The 19,024-nt window shown below is 67.8% G+C and carries 17 protein-coding genes; 14 read left to right on the forward strand and 3 right to left on the reverse strand.

All coding sequences use genetic code 11. The features are described 5' to 3' along the window. Positions 1 to 123: 123 nt before the first annotated feature. The 11 genes from A5696_RS02080 (at position 124) to A5696_RS02130 (ending at position 12,347) form a co-directional block, all read left to right on the forward strand. Positions 124 to 441 (forward strand): hypothetical protein, encoded by a 318-nt coding sequence (locus A5696_RS02080; RefSeq protein WP_067872616.1) that lies wholly within the window; start codon positions 124 to 126, stop codon positions 439 to 441. Positions 442 to 751: 310 nt separating this feature from the next. After that, complete coding sequence (locus tag A5696_RS02085; RefSeq protein ID WP_067872619.1) at positions 752 to 1,423, forward strand: TetR/AcrR family transcriptional regulator; 672 nt, start codon at positions 752 to 754, stop codon at positions 1,421 to 1,423. A gap of 494 nt (positions 1,424 to 1,917) precedes the next feature. Beyond that, positions 1,918 to 2,631, forward strand: a complete 714-nt coding sequence (locus A5696_RS02090) for an MlaE family ABC transporter permease (protein WP_369803275.1) — start codon at positions 1,918 to 1,920, stop codon at positions 2,629 to 2,631. Position 2,632: 1 nt separating this feature from the next. Then, positions 2,633 to 3,505, forward strand: coding sequence for an ABC transporter permease (locus A5696_RS02095; RefSeq protein ID WP_067872626.1), 873 nt, complete (start codon positions 2,633 to 2,635; stop codon positions 3,503 to 3,505). 6 nt (positions 3,506 to 3,511) lie between these two features. Next, positions 3,512 to 4,837: an MCE family protein gene (locus A5696_RS02100; RefSeq protein ID WP_067872629.1), complete on the forward strand. Its 1,326-nt coding sequence runs from the start codon at positions 3,512 to 3,514 to the stop codon at positions 4,835 to 4,837. Further along, positions 4,834 to 5,874 (forward strand): virulence factor Mce family protein, encoded by a 1,041-nt coding sequence (locus A5696_RS02105; RefSeq protein WP_067872632.1) that lies wholly within the window; start codon positions 4,834 to 4,836, stop codon positions 5,872 to 5,874. The genes A5696_RS02100 and A5696_RS02105 overlap by 4 nt, the downstream gene beginning before the upstream one ends. Further along, the gene (locus tag A5696_RS02110; protein WP_067872635.1) at positions 5,871 to 7,430 is read left to right on the forward strand and encodes a virulence factor Mce family protein; all 1,560 of its coding nucleotides are present in this window, start codon (positions 5,871 to 5,873) and stop codon (positions 7,428 to 7,430) included. The genes A5696_RS02105 and A5696_RS02110 overlap by 4 nt, the downstream gene beginning before the upstream one ends. Then, complete coding sequence (locus A5696_RS02115; protein ID WP_067872639.1) at positions 7,427 to 8,989, forward strand: virulence factor Mce family protein; 1,563 nt, start codon at positions 7,427 to 7,429, stop codon at positions 8,987 to 8,989. Before A5696_RS02110 ends, A5696_RS02115 begins: the two co-directional genes overlap by 4 nt. Then, positions 8,986 to 10,143, forward strand: coding sequence for a virulence factor Mce family protein (locus tag A5696_RS02120; RefSeq protein ID WP_369803273.1), 1,158 nt, complete (start codon positions 8,986 to 8,988; stop codon positions 10,141 to 10,143). The genes A5696_RS02115 and A5696_RS02120 overlap by 4 nt, the downstream gene beginning before the upstream one ends. Continuing rightward, a complete protein-coding gene (locus A5696_RS02125) occupies positions 10,137 to 11,687 on the forward strand; it encodes an MCE family protein (protein ID WP_067872645.1) in 1,551 nt (516 codons plus the stop codon). Before A5696_RS02120 ends, A5696_RS02125 begins: the two co-directional genes overlap by 7 nt. 168 nt (positions 11,688 to 11,855) lie before the next feature. Continuing rightward, positions 11,856 to 12,347, forward strand: coding sequence for a type II toxin-antitoxin system Phd/YefM family antitoxin (locus tag A5696_RS02130; protein WP_067872648.1), 492 nt, complete (start codon positions 11,856 to 11,858; stop codon positions 12,345 to 12,347). A gap of 320 nt (positions 12,348 to 12,667) precedes the next feature. On the opposite strand, the gene A5696_RS02135 is transcribed toward A5696_RS02130, so the two are convergent. Further along, on the reverse strand, positions 12,668 to 13,321 hold the full coding sequence (locus tag A5696_RS02135; protein WP_067872652.1) for a TetR/AcrR family transcriptional regulator: 654 nt from the start codon (positions 13,319 to 13,321) through the stop codon (positions 12,668 to 12,670). A gap of 98 nt (positions 13,322 to 13,419) precedes the next feature. Here A5696_RS02135 and A5696_RS02140 point away from each other — a divergent pair, with 98 nt between their 5' ends. From A5696_RS02140 to A5696_RS02150, 3 genes are read left to right on the forward strand one after another with little or no spacing between them, the layout of a single operon-like run. Continuing rightward, complete coding sequence (locus A5696_RS02140; protein WP_067872907.1) at positions 13,420 to 14,550, forward strand: VOC family protein; 1,131 nt, start codon at positions 13,420 to 13,422, stop codon at positions 14,548 to 14,550. Then, entirely contained in the window at positions 14,547 to 15,497 is a 951-nt protein-coding gene (locus tag A5696_RS02145; RefSeq protein WP_067872655.1) for a fumarylacetoacetate hydrolase family protein, read from the forward strand. The genes A5696_RS02140 and A5696_RS02145 overlap by 4 nt, the downstream gene beginning before the upstream one ends. Continuing rightward, positions 15,494 to 17,029 (forward strand): bifunctional 3-(3-hydroxy-phenyl)propionate/3-hydroxycinnamic acid hydroxylase, encoded by a 1,536-nt coding sequence (locus A5696_RS02150; RefSeq protein ID WP_067872658.1) that lies wholly within the window; start codon positions 15,494 to 15,496, stop codon positions 17,027 to 17,029. Before A5696_RS02145 ends, A5696_RS02150 begins: the two co-directional genes overlap by 4 nt. 81 nt (positions 17,030 to 17,110) lie before the next feature. Here A5696_RS02150 and A5696_RS02155 read toward each other — a convergent pair whose 3' ends face one another. Further along, a complete protein-coding gene (locus A5696_RS02155; protein WP_067872661.1) occupies positions 17,111 to 17,998 on the reverse strand; it encodes a universal stress protein in 888 nt (295 codons plus the stop codon). A gap of 181 nt (positions 17,999 to 18,179) precedes the next feature. Further along, positions 18,180 to 19,016, reverse strand: coding sequence for a DUF3097 domain-containing protein (locus tag A5696_RS02160; RefSeq protein ID WP_067872664.1), 837 nt, complete (start codon positions 19,014 to 19,016; stop codon positions 18,180 to 18,182). Between the last annotated feature and the right edge of the window lie 8 nt (positions 19,017 to 19,024).

Raw genomic sequence — 19,024 nt, forward strand, 5'->3', positions numbered from 1 at the left:
ACGACCCCCTTCGAGGGGTCCTAATGCCCTGGTCGGACGGGGAATATCGGAGGAGACTTCCGATAGGTTCGGCGTCATTTGGCGCTGGACCGGATCGGGATAGGCCGCCAAGGGAGTACATAGATGTTAAACAGCCTTACGCTCCACAACAACGAGGTCGCCCAGCAGCGTGCGCAGGACACCGAACTCTTGAAGGAGTCGGGCGTGCACAAGCTTGTCGTCACGGATCGCGACGGCAACTGCTTGGCGTTCGTATTGGCTTGGGAAAGCTTCGAATACGACGCCGAGACCGACACCTACGTGTGCGTTGCGGACGGCGATGGCAGGGAACTCATGACCATCTATGCCGCCGGCGAAATCAAGTCCGCACCCGGCGCCAACATGTACGTCATCACCGCACCGGACGGTGCACCGGCGGCGGGGCGTCTCAGGCCCTGTTGACCTGCCGGACCACCGGGCGGCTTCGAGCCTGAGGTTTCCCGACGCCCCAGCCTTCCGGGAGCCCTCCACCCAGCGAGCGTGCTCGCGCGACCTTTCGCGATCCAGCACGGGCCCTGGCCGGCTCACCCCGACGCAGCGCTTCCCCTTGGTGCCGTCAGCCCTCGTCGAGCCGGCCGGGAATCCTTGGCGGCATGCCCTTCTCGAGGAGTTTCGACACGACGGCCGGGCCGGACAAACGGCGGACGGGTTTCGGCGGACGGCGGATTATGATAGACCGTTCGTACGGTTAGTCCATGCCGAAGGGTTCAAAATGCCCAGATCGCCTGGCAGACGCGGCGAAATTCTCGACGCGTTTGTCCGCTACGTCGCCGAACGTGGTTATGACAGAACGAATATCGGCGACATCGCCGATGAGCTCGGGATGTCCAAGGGCACGATAGTTCACCACTTCGGAACCAAAGCGCAGATGTTGCGGGAGCTCGAAGAAACCCATCTGGCCCGGCAGCTCGACGTGCTGCGGATGGTTTGGGACCGACTGGCCGCGCCACACGAACGCATCGCCGCGATCATTTACGCCTCGGCACTGCTGCAAGTGACCGAACGCGACGCGACGGTGGCGAGCCAGCGTGAGGTGGTTCAGTTGTCGGATGATCCGGCGATGCAGCAGGTCCGCAAGTTACGTCATCAATTGCAAACGCTTGCGATCGACGAGATCCGTAACGGGATAGCGATCGGAGTGTTCCGGGCGGTGGACGTCGAACTGGCGGCCCTGCAGCTGTGGGGCTCGCTCGAGTGGATGTGGGTGTGGTTCCACCCGGCTGATTCCCGGACACCCGAACAAGTCGGGGCGGCTTTCGTCGACGTGTTCCTCGGCGGGCTGCTGCTGGACCGGTTAGGGCTCAGTCGGTGGGCGAACCCCGCCACGGAGGTGGTAGCCGTGGTGCGCGAGAGTCTCGCCGCGGCAGGCCCCACGACAACTTGACCGGCCAGCGACGGAATACCCTGCAACGGAAGGTAATTGCCGTCGAACGAACGCGAGCCGGCCACGCTGAGGACGCGCAACGACCCTCGGTGGCGGCGCCGAGTTGATCAGGTGGCGTCGCAGCCGTTTCGGGGGATTTCGTTTGCGGGCAGCCGACCGCCGAGTTTATTGACTGACCGTACGGTCTAATGCCATAGTTGCCGGGTGGGGCAAGCGAGGACGTCATGCGGCATTGAGGCAGGGACGGCGGACCGGCGTCGGGCGCAAAGTGATGCGCTGCGCCAAAAACGGTTGCGCCGCAAGTGTTCTTCGCGCGCCCACGGAATGAGATGGCTTATGGCGAACCGATTTTCGCGGAAGCTGTGCGCTGCGAACGAGCCGGGAAATCGGGCTCCCGTCGATTGCCGGCGCCCATGACCGCCTCCCATGTGATCGGCAGCAGGGCGCTCGAGAAAATCCGGCCGGGCACGGAGGTGGCCGGCGGGTTCTTCCGCATGTGCGTACTGACCGCCAAAGCCCTGCGGCAGCCGTTCGAATGGCGCGAGTTCATCTGGACCGGCTGGTTCCTCATGAGGGTGTCGCTGCTGCCCACGATCGCGGTGTCCATCCCGGAAACCGTGCTGCTCATCTTCACGCTCAACCTGCTGCTGGCCGAGATCGGCGCCGCCGACGTCTCCGGTGCGGGCGCCGCGATCGGCGCGGTCACCCAGCTTGGCCCGATCGTGACGGTGCTGGTGGTCGCCGGCGCCGGGGGCACCGCGATCTGCGCCGACCTGGGCGCCCGCACCATCCGCGAAGAAATCGATGCGCTCGAGGTGCTCGGCATCGACCCGATCCACCGGCTGGTGGCGCCGCGCGTCGTGGCCTCGACACTGGTCGCGGTGCTGCTCAACGGCCTGGTGGTCGCCGTCGGCCTGGGGGGCGGCTACCTGTTCAGCGTGTACCTGCAGAACGTCTCGAGCGGCGCCTACCTCTCCACGCTGACGGCGCTCACCGGCCTGCCCGAGGTGGTGATCGCGTTCGTCAAGGCCGCGACGTTCGGGCTGATCGCGGGCCTGGTCGGGTGTTACCGCGGGCTGATCGTCCGCGGCGGGTCCAAAGGCCTGGGCACCGCCGTCAACGAGACCGTGGTGCTGTGCTTCATCGCGCTGTTCGCGGTGAACGCGGCGCTGACCACCATCGGTGTCCGGTTCGGAACGGGGCGCTGAGATGACCGCGACCACGACGGCCGCGCCGGCAGGGTTCCACTTCCCGAAGGACACCCTCATCCGGTACGCGGACGCCCCGGCGAGGGTCATGGTCGAGATCGGGCAGATGGTCTGGTTCGCCATGAGCGCCGTCGGGCAGATCCCGTTCGCGCTGCGCCGCTACCGCAGGGAGATGCTGCGGATGGTCGCCCAGATGGGGATGGGGACCGGCGCGATGGCCGTCGTCGGCGGCACCGCCGCCATCGTCGGGTTCATCACCCTGTCCGCCGGCTCTCTGGTCGCCATCCAGGGCTACGCGACGCTGGGCAACATCGGCGTCGAGGCATTCACCGGGTTCCTGGCCGCGCTGGTCAACGTGCGGTTCGTGGCGCCGGTGGCGGCCGGGCAGGCGCTGGCCGCAACGGTCGGCGCCGGAGCCACCGCCGAACTGGGCGCTATGCGCATCAGCGAGGAGATCGACGCCCTCGAGGTGATGAGCATCCGGTCGGTCGCCTACCTGGCGTCCACCCGGATCGTGGCCGGCCTCATCGTCATCATCCCGCTCTACGGGCTGGCGATCACCCTGGCCTTCGTGTCCCAGCAGGTCACCACGGTTTTCTTCTACGGACAGTCCGCCGGGACCTACAACCACTACTTCCACACCTTCCTGCGCCTCAACGACGTCGGCTGGTCGTTCGCGGAGGTGATCCTGGTCGCGGTCGTCGTCATGACCACCCACTGCTACTACGGCTACAACGCCAGCGGCGGACCTGTCGGCGTCGGTGAAGCGGTCGGCCGGTCGATGCGGCTGTCGCTGGTCACGATCGTTGTCGTGGTCGTGCTGACCGCGATGGCGGTCTACGGCAAAAGCCCGAACTTCAACCTCACCGTGTAGCCCGCCATGACAACCCCGACAGCCCCGGCCCCGCAAATCAAGGACCACCCACCACGCATCCCGCCGTACAAGACGACGGCCGCGGTGTTCTTGTTGGTCTCCGCGCTGGTGTTGGCCCTGGTGTGGCTGCAGTTTCGCGGCCGGCTCACGCCGAAGACGCCCTTGACGATGCTGGCGCCGCGGGCGGGGCTGGTGATGGACCCGGGGTCGAAGGTCACCTACAACGGCGTGGAAATCGGCCGGGTGGCCAGCATTTCGGAGGTCCAGCGCGACGGCAGTGCTGCGGCCAAATTCGTCCTGGACGTCGATCCCAAATACATCGAGCTGATTCCTGCCAACGTGGACGCCAATATCAAGGCGACCACGGTGTTCGGCAACAAGTATGTGTCGTTGACCTCGCCGAAAAACCCTACCCCGCAACGCATCACCTCGCAGCAGGTGATCGACGCGAGGTCGGTGACGACGGAGTTCAACACATTGTTCGAGACGATCACCCTGATCGCGGAAAAGGTGGACCCGGTCAAGGTGAACCTCACGCTCGCCGCGGCCGCGCAGGCCCTGACCGGGCTGGGCGACAAGTTCGGGCAGTCGATCGTCAACGCCAACGCCATCCTCGACGACATCAACCCGCAGATGCCGCAGATCCGGCATGACATCGCACAGCTGGCGGCCCTGGGCGACACCTACGCCAAGGCCGCACCGGACCTGCTGGACTCGCTGAGCAACGCGGTGATCACGGCGCGCACGCTGCACCGGCAGGAAGCCGAACTGGACGCCGCTCTGCTGGCCTCGACCGGGTTGGGCAACACCGGGGAAGACATCTTCCGGCGCGGCGGCCCCTACCTGCAAAGGGGGGCCGCCGACCTGGTGCCCACCGCCCAGCTGCTGGACACCTACAGCCCGGAGTTCTTCTGCACGATCCGCAACTACTACGACGAAGAACCCGCGGCCTACGCGACGACGGGCGGCGGTAACGGCTACGCGCTGCGAACCATGACCGAGCTGACGTCGGGGCTGGGCGGCATCCTGACCCTCCCGGGTTTGACCGCGACGGTGCTCACGCAGGGACTCCTGGGGCTGGCCGGACTGGTGGGCGGCGCGCCGAATCCCTATGTGTACCCGGACAATCTGCCGCGGGTGAACGCGCGCGGCGGGCCGGGCGGCGCACCGGGTTGCTGGCAGGCCGTCACCCATGACCTGTGGCCGGCGCCCGAGTTGGTGCTCGACACCGGCGCCAGCCTCGCGCCGTACAACCACCTGGATACCGGCTCCCCGTACGCGATCGAGTACGTGTGGGGTCGCCAAGTCGGGGACAACACGATCAACCCATGAAGATCACCGGCTCCGCCATCAAGCTCGGCATCGTCTCGCTGGTGCTGCTGCTGATCACCGTGTCGATCGTCGTGGTGTTCGCCCAGATGCGCTTCAACCGCACCGACACCTACACCGCGGAGTTCAGCAACGCGAGCGGGCTGAAAGACGGCCAGTTCGTCCGCGCCTCGGGGGTGGAGGTCGGCAAGGTCAAAAAGGTGCGGCTGGTCGACGGCGGCAGGCGGGCGCAGGCGGACTTCGCCGTCGACCGCTCGATCACGCTCTACCAGTCGACGACGGCCCAGATTCGCTACCTCAACCTGTTCGCCGACCGCTACCTGGAACTCACGCGAGGCGAAGGTGAGGGCGCCGACCGCGTGCTGCCGCCCGGTGGATTCATCCCGCTGTCCCGAACTTCGCCCGCGCTGGATCTCGACGCCCTGATCGGTGGTTTCAAGCCCCTGTTCCGTGCGCTCGATCCCGAAAAGGTCAACACCATCGCCTCGGCCATCATCACCGTGTTTCAGGGTCAGGGCGGCACGATCAACGACATCCTCGACCAGACCGCGCGGCTGACCGCGCACATCGCCGAACGCGACCAGGCGATCGGCGAGGTGGTCAAGAACCTGAACGTCGTGCTGGACACCACGGTTCGGCACCGCAGGGAATTCGACCAAACCATCGACAACTTCGAGAAACTGATCACCGGCCTGGCCAACCACGCCGATCCGCTGGCCGCCGGCACCGCGAACATCAGCAACGCCGCCGGAACGGTGGCCGACCTGCTGGCGGAGAACCGCGCCCTGTTGCACAAGGAGCTCAACTACCTGCAGGCGCTTCAGCAGCCGCTCGTCGACCAACGCGACCAGCTCGGTGACCTGATCCACAAGACACCGACCGCGCTCAACCTGATCGGACGCAGCATCGGCCTCTACGGAGACTGGGTCAACTTCTACCTCTGCGACCTCTCCATCAGGTGGAACGGGCTGCAGCCCGGCGGCCCGGTCCGGACGGTCAGGATCTGGCAGCAGCCGACGGGCAGGTGCACGCCGCAATGAGGACACTCACCGAATTCAACCGCGGCCGGGTCGGTCTCATGGGCATCACGGTGCTGATACTCGCCGTCGCTGTCGGCCAAAGCTTCACCAGCGTCCCGATGATGTTCGCCAGCCCAAGCTATTACGGGCAGTTCACCGACACCGGCCAACTGAACAAGGGCGACAAGGTGCGCATCACCGGCGTGAACGTCGGCAAGGTAGAGGGCTTCGACATCGACGGCGACCACGTCCGGATCAAGTTCACCATCGGCGGCAACACCATCGGCACCGAGAGCCGGCTCGCGATCAAGACCGACACCATCCTGGGTAAGAAAGTCCTCGAGATCGAACCGCGGGGCACCCAGACGTTGCGGCCGGGGGGCGTCCTGCCGCTGAGCCAAAGCACCACCCCCTATCAGCTCTACGACGCGAATTTCGACATCACCAGGGCCGCCGCGGGCTGGGACATCGACACCGTCAAGCGGTCGCTGAACGTCCTGACGCAGACGATCGACCAGACCTACCCGCACCTGAGTGCCACGCTCGACGGTTTGAGCAAATTCTCCGACAGCATCGGCAAGCGCGACGAACAGATCAAACACCTGCTCGCCCAGGCCCACCAGGTGGCCGGCGTGCTCGGTGACCGCAGCGAACAGATCAACCGGTTGCTGGTCAACGCCAAGACGCTGCTGGCCGCGTTCAACGAACGTGGGCGGGCCATCGACGCGCTGCTGCGAAACGTTTCCGCCTTCTCCGCGGAGGTGCAGGGATTCATCAACGACAACCCGAACCTCAATCCCGTGCTGGAGCAGTTGCGTGCCATCAGCGATGTGCTGGTGGCCCGCAAGGAGGACCTGGCCCAAACCCTGACGTACGTCAGCAAATTCGCCGCATCGCTGGGGGAATCCGTCGCATCGGGACCGTATTTCAAGATCGTCCTGTCCAACCTGCTGCCGTACTGGATCCTGCAGCCGTTCGTCGACGCCGCGTTCAAGAAGCGTGGCATCGACCCGGAGGATTTCTGGCGCAGCGCCGGGCTACCCGAGTTCCGCTGGCCCGACCCCAACGGCACCCGGTTCCCCAACGGGGCGCCGCCCCCCGCTCCCCCGGTGCTGGAGGGCACACCGGATCACCCGGGACCGGCCGTCCCGCCGGGAACGGCGTGTTCCTACACCCCACCGGCCGACGCGCTGCCGCGGCCGTGGAATCCGTTGCCGTGCGCGGGCGTCAACGTCGGCCCGTTCGGCGGCAGCTTCCCGGCGCCGGTGGACGTGCAGGCGTCGCCGCCGAACCCGAACGGCCTGCCACCGACACCGGGGATCGCGATTGCCGGGCGTCCGGGCGACGCGCCGCCGGACGTCGTGGGCACGCCCGTGCCGCTGCCCACCCAGGCGCCGCCGGGGGCGCGCACCGAGAACCTCCAACCCGCCGGGCCGGTCCCGCCGCCGTCGACCTTTGCTCCGGGCCTGCCGCCGGGGCCACCCGCGCCGCCCGGACCCGGCCAGCAGCTGCCGGCGCCGTTCATCAACCCGGGCGGCACGGGAGGCAGCGGCATCACGGGAGGTAATCAGAATTGAGCGGCCTCTTCCACACCCGTAACCCGCGGCGCCGCAGGGTCATCGGAACGCTGGTGGTGGCGCTGGCCGTGCTGGCCGGATTCGTCGGACTGCGCCTGTACAACAAGCTGACCACCAACACCGTGGTCGCGTACTTCCCAACGGCGAACGCGCTCTATGCCGGGGACAAGGTCCAGATCATGGGCGTTCGCGTGGGTGCGGTCGACAAGATCGAGCCGGCCGGCGACAAGATGAAGGTCACGTTTCACTACAAGAACAAATACAAGGTGCCGGCCAACGCGTCCGCGGTGATCGTGAACCCAACCCTGGTGGCATCCAGGAACATTCAGCTGGAGCCGCCCTACAAAGGGGGTCCGGTGCTGGCCGACAACGCGGTGATCCCCATCGAGCGCACTCAGGTCCCGACGGAATGGGACCAACTGCGCGAGAGCGTCGCCAATGTCATCAACAAATTGGGCCCGACGCCCGAGCAGCCCAAGGGTCCGTTCGGTGATGCCATCGAGTCGTTCGCGGACGGGCTGGCCGGCAAGGGCAAGCAGATCAACACCACGCTGAGCAGCCTGTCGCGGGCCTTGACCGCGCTGAACGAAGGCCGCGGCGACTTCTTTGCGGTGGTGCACAGCCTCGCGCAGTTCGTCAACGCCCTGCACAAAGACGACCAGCAATTCGTCGCGCTGAACCAGAACCTGGCCCAGTTCACCGACAAGTTGACCGGGTCCGACCACGAGCTGGCCACGGCGATACAGCAATTCGACAGCCTGCTGTCCACGCTGCGCCCGTTCCTGGACAAGAACCGCGACGTGCTCGCGCACGATATCGGCAACCTCGCCGACGTGACGAACGCGCTGGTCCAGCCCGATCCGCTCAACGGGCTGGAGACCGCCCTGCACGTCCTGCCGACGCTGGAGACCAACCTCAGCCAGATCTACCACCCGGCGCACGGCGCGGTCATGTCCATCCCGGCGATCCCGAACTTCGCGAACCCGATGCAGTTCATGTGCAGCATGATTCAGGCCGGCAGCCGGCTGGGCTATCAGGACTCCGCCGAACTGTGTGCGCAATACCTCGCCCCCATCCTCGACGCGATCAAGTTCAACTACCTGCCGTTCGGGTTGAACCTGTTTTCCACCGCCGAGACGCTGCCCAAGGAAGTCGCCTACTCCGAGCCGCGGCTGCAGCCGCCGAACGGGTACAAGGACACCACGGTGCCCGGGATCTGGGTGCCCGATACCCCGTTGTCGCACCGCAACACCCAGCCCGGCTGGGTTGTCGCGCCGGGCATGCAGGGGCAGCAGGTGGGGCCGATCACCGGGAGTCTGTTGACGCCCGATTCGCTGGCCGAACTGATGGGCGGCCCGGACGCCGCGCCGCCGCCGCCGGGGCTGCAGACGCCACCGGGACCCCCGAATGCGTACGACGAGTACCCGGTGGTGCCGCCCATCGGCGTGCGGGCCCCGCAGGTCCCGATCCCGCCGCCGGCACCCGGGCCGGGCGTGGTGCCCGGACCGGTCGCGCCTACGCCCGCGCAGGCGGCGGCCTCGACGGGAGCCGGATCATGATGCGCGCGTTGGCTATTCGGACGCGGCAGGGACTGGCGATGCTGGTGGCCGCCGTAGCGCTGACGTCATGCGCAAAATGGCACGGAATCGCGAATGTGCCGATGCCCGGCGGCCCGGGCAGCGGGCCCGGCAACTACACGATCTACGTGCAGATGCCCGACACCTTGGCCCTCAACGACAACAGCAGGGTGCGGGTGGCCGACGTCTTCGTCGGCACCGTGCGCGCGATCAGCCTGAAGAACTGGGTGGCGACGCTGACACTGCGTCTGGACAAGAGCGTCAAGCTGCCCAGGAACGCGACCGCCAAGATCGGCCAGACGAGCCTGCTGGGTTCCCAGCACATCGAGCTGGCCGCGCCGCCCAACCCGTCCCCGGAGCTGCTCCAGCCGGGCGACACCATCCCGCTGAAAAACGCGTCCGCTTATCCCACGACCGAGCAGACGCTGGCCAGCCTCGCCATGATCTTGCGCGGGGGCGGGATCCCGAACCTCGAAGTGCTGCAGAACGAGGTCTACAACATCGTCAACGGGCGGGCCGACCAGATCCGTGCCTTCCTCGGCAAGCTGGACACCTTCACCGCCCGGCTCGACGAGCAACGCGAGGACATCACCCGGGCCATCGATTCCACCAACCGGCTGCTGGCCTACGTCGGACCCCGCTCCGACGTCATCGACCGGGTACTCACCGAATTCCCGCCACTGCTCAAGCATTTCGCCGATAAACAGAACCTGTTGATCGACGCGGTCGACGCGACGGGACGGCTCAGCGGCGTTGCGGACCAATACCTGTCCGCCTCGCGGAGCGATCTCCATCAGGACCTGGTGTCGCTGCAATGCCCGCTGCGCGAACTGGGCCGCGCCGCGCCGTATCTCATCCGCGCGCTCAAGCTGATCCTCGTCCGGCCGTTCGACATCGACGCCGTGCCGAAGGCGTTCCGCGGCGACTACTTCAACCTGTCGCTGACGCTCGACCTGACCCTCAGCTCCGTCGACAACGCGGTCCTCACCGGGACGGGATTCTCCGGGGCGCTGCGCGCGCTCGAGCAATCCTGGGGCCGCGACCCCGAGACGATGATCCCCGATGTCCGCTACACGCCGAACCCGAACGACGCCCCCGGCGGCCCGCTGGTGGAGAGGGCGGACAGGCAATGCTGACCCCCTTCATCAAGCGCCAGCTGATCCTGTTCGCCATCCTGAGCGTGATCACCGCGGTTGCCCTGGGCGGGTACTACCTGCAGATTCCCACCGCGGCGGGTATCGGCCAGTACACGCTGAACGCGGACCTGCCCGCGGCCGGCGGTCTGTACGAGACGGCCAACGTGGCTTATCGCGGCGAGACCATCGGCACGGTCACCGCCGTCGAGCCGACCAAGACGGGCGCGCGGGTGACCATGCGCATCGCCGACCGCTTCAAGATCCCGATCGACGCGACGGCGAACGTGCACTCCGTGTCGGCGGTCGGCGAGCAGTATCTGGACCTGGTGTCGCCCGGCAACCCGGGCAAGTACTTCCTGCCCGGACAGACCATCACCAAGGGCACCGTGCCCACCGACATCGGGCCGGCGCTCGATGCGGCCAACCGCGGGCTGGCCGCGCTGCCCAAGGACAAGATCGCCTCGCTGCTCGACGAAACAGCCCAGGCCGTAGGCGGATTGGGGCCCGCGCTGCAACGACTGGTCGACGCCACGCAGGCGATCGCCGGCGATTTCAAGACCAACATCCAAGACGTCAACGACATCATCCAAAACTCCGGCCCGATCATCGACAGCCAGGTCGACTCGAGTGACTCGATCGAGCGCTGGTCACACAACCTGGACATCCTGGCCGCGCAGACCGCGGGAAACGACCAGCACGTGCGCAGCATCCTGACGCAGGGGGCGCCGACCGCCGATCAGGTCAACGCGGTGTTCGGCGACGTCCGCGACTCGCTGCCGCAGACACTGGCGAATCTCGAGATCGTGCTGGACCTGCTCAAGCGCTACCACAAGGGCGTCGAGCAATTGCTGGTCGCCTACCCGCAGGGCGCCGCGGAAGGCCAGACCGTGACGACGCCCTTCCCGGGCTACGCCTCCCTCGGCACGTCGCTGACCATCAACCAGCCCCCGCCGTGTCTGACCGGGTTCCTCCCCGCGCCCGAGTGGCGGTCCCCGGCCGATACCAGCCTGGCGCCCATGCCGTCCGGAACCTATTGCAGGATCCCGCAGGACACCCCAGCCAACGCGGTGCGCGGGGCGCGCAACCTGCCCTGCGTCGATGTACCCGGAAAGCGCGCCGCGACGCCGCGCGAGTGCCGCGACCCCAACCCGTACGTTCCCTCGGGCACCAACCCGTGGTACGGCGACCCCAACCAGCTCCTCACCTGCCCGGCGCCCGCCGCGCGCTGTGACCAGCCCGTGAAACCCGGCCTGGTCATGCCGGCCCCGTCGGTCAACAACGGGCTCAACCCGGCGCCCTCCGACCGGGTCGCGGGCACGCCGCCCCCCGTCAGCGATGTGCTGCAGCGGCCGGGATCCGGCACGGTCCAGTGCAACGGGCAGCAGCCCAACCCCTGCGTCTACACCCCGAACGGGCCTCCCGCAGCCGTTTACAGCCCGCAGAGCGGCGAACTCGTCGGCCCCGACGGCATCAAGTACGCGGTCGACAATTCCACCAAAACGGGCGACGACGGCTGGAAGGACATGCTCGCACCGCCCCGCTGACCGCTCTCGCTCTGCACGTATCCCTCTCGGCGACAACGCTTTTCGCGTCGTCGTGCGGCGGCTCGCCGACCGGACCGGACGCGCCGTTGACACTGACCGCACGTACAGTCATATACTGGGCGCGAGCGAAACGGGCGCCGCCCCTCGAGCGCCTCGAATCGGAGCGAAATGCGCGAAGTGATCGGCCTGGGCCAACTCCGGAGTGACGCGTGTGCGTATCTCGAGCGGGTTGCCGCCGGCGAGACGATCGACGTCGTCCGCCGCGGCAAGCTGGTGGCACGAATCGTGTCCGTAGGCGACTGGCGCGTGGCCCCCATCCCGGCGCGGTCGGTCAACGACGCGGCTCCGGTCCCCGGTGCGTGGGTGGGACTTGACGAACTGCGAACGCGCGCCGGGCGGTGCTTCGACCGGGTCGCGGCCGGGGAGACGATCGATGTGGTCCGAGGGGGCAGGCTACTGGCACGGATCGTCTCCGCCGGCGACCCCAAGCCGAACCGCGCCGGGGCTGAGGGCGGTCGGCGAATCGAGCTCGACGAGCTGCGCAAGCGCGCGGGGCGCTACTTCGACCGGGTCGCGGCGGGTCAGACGATCGAGGTCAGCCGCGGCGGCGAGCTCGTCGCCCGCATCATCTCAGCGGTTGCGCCCGCGCCATCGCACTGAGCTGTCGTCCGGCCCGGAGTATTCCGCGGTCTCCGCATGCGCGATTGGCACGCAATATTATGGGTAGGCTAGCCTAACTAAAATCGACAGAGAGGCTAGTTCGTGGCCGCCGCTTTTCCCATTCATCCAGAGGCCGATCCGTCCCGCCGCGCCTGGCTGCCGTGCCCGAATTGCAGCTGGGGCCGCAACCGGTGCGCGGAGTGCCGAAGCCGGCGCAACTGCGGCGCGCACTGGCAGTACTTGCTGAGCAATCAGGCGACGCGAGTCAACCTGCAATGCCCTGGCTGCGCCACCCTGTGGTCCACGGACACCCGGCATCGCTAGGACTGGGCGAACGCGTCGTCGGGCAGCGGCCGTTGGCAAATGGCGTGTGCCTCGTCGGCGCTGAGCCCGAACAGGCGCAGCACGCTTTCGGTGACGCCGTCGGCGGCCCGGGCGTCGTCGCGATCCGGATGGTCCCGCAACAGCTTTCCGAGGCCCAACAGCGCGCCACCCGCCACGGCGAGGGCAAGTTCGGGGTCGTCGACGGTGAACCTCCCGGCATCGGCGCCGGCCTTGATGTCGCGCAGTGCCCGCGGAGCCAGGCCGTGATCCGACGACAGCAGCGCGGGCCCGTTGGCCAGCAGGATGTCGCTTTCCTGCGGGCGGCTGCGAAACAGGCGACCCGTCATCCGGAAACTGGTGGCGAACGTTTCCGCCGGGTCGTCGATCGACTCGGTGAGCCGGTCCAGCATCGCCCCGTACGCGTCGAGCCGGGCGGCGACCGCCGCCTCGAACAACTGCTCCTTGCTGTCGAAGTGGTTGTAGAACGAGCCCATCCCGACGTCGGCCAGGCGGGTGATCTCCAGGACCGGCACGTTGACCTTCCCCTCGGCGATCAGCCGCTGCGCGGCCCCGATCAGCGCCGCTCGGGTGCGCTGTTTCCGCCGTTCCAGACGGCTGGGCGGCTCCGCGCCCTCAGGCATCGCGCTCATGTTTAGCAGTATGCCTCACTTCTGATGATTTCGTCAGTACCTCTTGACCAAGTGTCATCTCGTATGTGACGATTTCGTCAGTTAGTTTGGAGATGGCGATGAACCTGACGAAAAACGCCCACCGAGATCTGCACAGCGAAAAGGGCGCGCTGCGGGGCGAACACCCCGGCCGGTCCCGCAATCCGGTCATCAAAGTGGCCGACCTCGCGTGGCTGGAGTTCGAGAAACCCGACCTCACGCGCGCCGAGGCGTTCGCCCAGGCGTTCGGGTTCCACACGGCGCGGCACCTCCCCGACGAACTGCATCTTCGCGGCACCCGCGCCGGCGGTCCGTGCGTGATCCTGCGCCGTGGGCCACGCACGCGATTCGCCGGCGTGGCGTTCCGGGCGGCCGACGAGGCCGATGTGCTGCGACTGGCCGACAAGTCGGGCGCCCCGGTCCGGCCGCTGCCCGAGAGCATCGGCGGCCTGGCGGTCGAGCTGACCGACCCGAGCGGCACACCGGTCCGCGTCGTCGCCGGCATGCACGACCTGCCCGAGCTGCCGGGCCAGCGACCCCATGCCTTCAATTTCGGCGACGACGTGCGGCGCACCAACGTCGGTCAGCGGCCCCCGCGGGTGCCGGCGCGGGTCGAGCGGCTGGGACACCTGGTGCTGCAGTCGACCAAGTACCTCGAGGCACTCGACTGGTATCTGGACAACCTCGGGATGATCGTCAGCGACTTCCTGTTCTTCCCCGGTCAGCGCCAGCGCGGGCCGACCATGAGCTTCATCCGCTGCGATCGCGGTTCCACCCCGGCCGACCACCACACGCTGGCCATGGCGCTCGGTCCGGCCAACCGTTACGTGCACTCCGCATTCCAGGTCAGCGACCTCGACGCCCTGGCCGCCGGCGGCGAATACCTCCGGGAGCGGGGATACCGCCGGTCGTGGGGCATCGGCAGGCACATCCAGGGCAGCCAGATCTTCGACTACTGGCGCGATCCCGATGGTTTCCTCGTCGAGCACTTTGCCGACGGCGACCTGTTCGACAACACCGTCGAGCCCGGCTGGGCGCCGTTCACCGCGTCCGGTCTGGCCCAGTGGGGGCCGCCCGCCACGAAGGACTTCCTCGGCCTGGACGCGAAATCGGCTCGACACGAGTTGGTTTCGATGGTAAGCGCGCTGCGCGCAAGTAATGAATTCGATGTCAACCGCCTCATCGGCCTACTGAAAGTGCCTACCTCATGACCGTTTCCGTGCTGCACACCGCCGACTCCTGGTGGCTCAAGACCGCCAACGGCGCCGCAAAGATCGACACCACCGCCACCACCACCGCCGGGCTGCTGAGCGACCGGACGGCATTGGACGCCGCGATCCGGGCCGCCGCGGCCAGCGCCGACACCGTCGCCGTAGACAGCCTCGAGCTGGTCTCACCGGTGACGAGGCCGTGCCGGGTGGTGGCGCAGATGACCAACTTCACGTCGCACGTCAGGGACGCGGGCATGGACCCGGCGACGGTTCCGCTCACCTTCTTTCGTAAGGCGTCGGCGTCGATCAACGGCCCGTTCGACGACATCGTCAAGCCCGCACACGTCAAGCTCCTCGACTACGAGGTGGAGATCGGGTTGGTCATCGGCCGGCAAATCCCCATCGGCACAACGATTTCCGACGCCAATCTCGCCGACTACATCGCCGGTCTCGTCGTCACCAACGACGTCTCGGCGCGCGACATCCAGCTTCCGCAGACCCAGTTCTACGAGGCCAAGTCCTACCCGACGTTCACGCCGGTCGGACCCGAGCTGGTGCTGCTGACGGCCGACGAACTCAAGCGCTTCGGCGATCTGCGGCTGCGCCTGAGCGTGAACGGCCGCGAGCGGCAAAACGCGCTCGTCGAGGGCGACATGCTGTACCCGCCGTTGGAGGCGCTGCAGTCGCTGACCCAGTTCCAGGAGCTCGCACCGGGCGATCTGATCCTCACGGGCACCCCGGTCGGCACCGCGCTGAGCGCCCCGCCCAAGCCGATGCAGATCGTCGCAAACCTCTTGCCTCCGGCGGTGAAGTGGAAGATGTTCTTCTCCCGCCAGGCCGGCAACCGGGACTACCTGCAGGACGGCGACATCGTGGAGGCCTCGGTGGCGACCGACGACGGCGCGATCGATCTGGGGACCCAGCGCGCCAAGGTCCGATTCACATGAACGACAACGCAATTCAGCACTTCCCGGTCGTCATTGTCGGCGCCGGGCCGACCGGCATCACCGCCGCCACGCTGCTGGCCCAGCGCGGGGTGGAGTGCCTCGTCCTCGACCGCTGGCCCGGCGTCTACCCGCAGCCACGGGCCGTGCACCTGGACGACGAAATCTTCCGGATCGTCGCCCGGCTCGGCTTCGCCGACGAGTTCGCCGCGACCTCGTGGCCCACGCTGGGTTTGCGGCTGGTCGACAACCGGTCCGGGCAGTCCCGCGTGCTTGCCGAGTTTCACCGCGACCCCGCCCGCAGCCCGAACGGTTTCCCGCAGGCCAACATGTTCGACCAACCGGAATTCGAGGCGCTGCTGCGCGCGAACCTCAAGCGGTACCCGAACGCCCGGTTACGCGGCGACGCCGAGGTGACCTGGCTGGCCGAGACCGAACACGGCGTGCGCGTCACCTTCACCGACCGCTCCGACGGCTGCGTGCGTCAGGTCGACGCCGACTACCTGCTGGGCTGTGACGGCGCGAACAGCCTGGTGCGCGCGCAGATCGGTTCGGCCATGGGCGATTTGAAATTCGAGCAGCGCTGGCTGGTCGCCGACGTCGCCTGCGACGCCGATCTGCGGCAATGGGAGGGCGTGCACCAGGTGTGTGACCCGGTTCGGGCGGGGACCTACATGCGCATCGGACCGGGCCGCTACCGGTGGGAGTTCCGGCTGCTGGACGGCGAAAGCGCCGACGACTTCGGCACGCTGGACGAGTTGCGGCCACTGATCGCCCCGTGGACCGCCGGCGTCGCCGATACCGAACTGCGACTGCTGCGCGTCGCCGAGTACACGTTCCGTGCACAGATCGCCGACCACTGGCGCCGCGGGAACATCTTCATCCTCGGCGACGCCGCACACCTCACTCCCCCTTTCATCGGCCAGGGCATGGGCGCGGGAATGCGGGATGCGGCCAACCTGGCCTGGAAGATCGCCGGCGTCCACGACGGCACGCTGCATCCGGACGTCCTCGACACCTATGAGCGGGAGCGCAAGCCGCACACCCGGCACATGATTCGGCTGGCGCTGGGCGTCGGCTGGGCGATGACCGGGGGTGGTCGCGTCGGCGACGCGGCGCGCCGCGTGGTGCTCCCCCGGCTGCGATTGATCCCCGGCCTGCGCGACAAGGTGGTCGACTCGACCACCCCGCCGCTACACGCTTCCGCGCTGGTGCGCAAGTCACCGCGCCTGCGCCAGCTTGCCGGCACACTGTGCCCAAACCCGTTGCTGCCCAACGGTCAACGGCTCGACGACCTGATCGGCACCGGTTTCGCGCTGATCAGCCTTGGTGTCCCCGGCGCCGCCGATGAAGAACTGCTCCGTCGGCGCGGCGTTGTCATCGTGACCGCCGAACCGGGCGGCGCGCTCGACGCGTGGCTGCGCCGGGGCCGCGCCACCGCGGCGGTGGTGCGCCCGGACCGCACGGTCATGCGCGCCGGGCGCGACCTTGCGGCCTTGTGCGCCTGGACGGCCACCGTCCTGCACGGCGGCTAAATCGGCGAGCAGACGCAAAAGCCCCCATTTCGGCCCGAAATTGGGGGCTTTTGCGTCTGCTCGCGGTGGGAAGGTGACCGGCTAAGACTCCGAAGTGGGCCTGGCGACGATCACCGGTATCTGGACGGAGTGCAGGACGCTGTTGCTCACCGAGCCCAAGAGCATGCCGGTCAAACCTCCCCTGCCATGGCTGCCCACGACGACGAGCTGGGCGGACCCGGCCTCGTCGATGAGGTGGCGGGCCGGCCGGTCGCGTACGACCCGTCGATGCACCGTCACGTCCGGGTAGCGTTCGCCCCACCCCGCCAGGGCCTCGGCGAGGCTGCGCTGCGCCTCCTCCTCCACGGTCGCCCAATCCAGGTAGGGAACCTCGGTCGTGACGTCGCTCCATGCGTGTAGGGCAACGAGGTCGACGCCCCTGCGAGAGGCTTCGTCGAACGCGAGCTCCGTCGCCCGTTCGGAGATCGGCGAGCCGTCGACTCCGACGAGCACGGGTGCGTCCGGCCGTTCAGGTTGATCGACGTCGTGGACGACGGCGACGGGGCAATTCGCGTGCCGCACCACGGTCGAGCTGACCGAACCGAGCACGCCGCGGGCCAGCAATCCCCGCCCGGAGGTGCCCACGACGATCATCTCGGCGTCGTCGGACATTTTGATCAGCGCCGGCGCGGCCGCGGAATACACCAGCTCCCGCCCGATGCTGACCTTCGCGTCCGCCGGCATCGCGTCCTCGGCGATTTTCATCGCGTGCATGATGGCTTTCTTGCCCTCGTCCTCGAGCCGCACCACCAGCGACTCGGGGTACGGGACCGGAGGATAGGTGGCGGTGGGGGTCGCCACCGCGTGGACGACAGTCAATGGAACGTTTCTCATCGCCGCCTCGCGGGCCGCCCAGCACGCGGCGGCATTGGCTGCCTGCGAGCCGTCGACCGCGACGACGATGCCCAGACCCTGCTCAGGTGTCGACATTTGGTTTCTCCCTTCGTCACCAGCGACGCTATCGGGCGCCGGGACCGTCGGTCGTGAGGCTTTAGTCCTCAACCCGCCGGGACATATGGCTGTATGGAACCCGTTGGGGCCGTTAAGTTCCGCGAGACGTAACCGGTGCGTCACCCGCTGGTCGCGGGAAAGTGCGTCAAACCCGCTCGATTCAGGGGCCGGGCGGTTGCGTCACGAAGTCGATGAGTTCCTCGACCCGGCCGATCAGCGCCGGTTCCAGATCGTTCCAGTCACGCACTTTCGAGCGAATTCTCCGCCAGGCCCGGGCGATGTCGGCCTGGTCGGCGTGTGGGAGGCCCAGCGCCGCGCAGGCGCCGTGCTTCCACTCCAGTTGCCGCGGGACGGTCGGCCAGGCCGCCAGGCCAAGCCGCTGCGGCTTGACCGCCTCCCAGATGTCGACATAAGGGTGACCGACGACGAGGGTGTCGGGGCCGCCCGGTCCCCGTCGTACCGCCTCGGCGATGCGCGCCTCCTTCGAACCCGCGACGAGGTGGTCGACCAGCACCCCGAGCCGGCGGCCGGGACCGGGTCGAAACTCGGCCACGACGCCCACCAGATCGTCTATGCCACCGAGGTGCTCGACGACCACGCCCTCGATGCGCAGGTCCGCTCCCCACACTTGTGCGATCAGTTCGGCGTCGTGACGACCCTCGACATAGATCCGGCTGGCCCGCGCGACGCGGGCACGCGCCCCCGGTACCGCGACCGAGCCGGACGCCGTCCTGCCGGTGGCCGCGGGCGCCGGACGGCGCGGCGCCGTGAGGATCACGGGGCGTCCCTCGAGCAAATACCCTGGGCCGAGCGGAAAGCCGCGCGCGTGACCGTGCCGGTCCTCTAAGTCGACGCGCCCGTACTCGACCCGCACCACGGCCCCGACGTAGCCGGTCGCCACGTCCTCGACCACCAGGCCGGGCTCGGCCGGGTGCTCGGTCGAACGAGGCTTGCGCCGCCCGGCGGCGAGGACATCAGTTCCATAGCGATCGACCACCCGGCAAT

The sequence above is a fragment of the Mycobacterium sp. E2699 genome (genome assembly GCF_001666745.1).
GTDB lineage: Bacteria > Actinomycetota > Actinomycetes > Mycobacteriales > Mycobacteriaceae > Mycobacterium.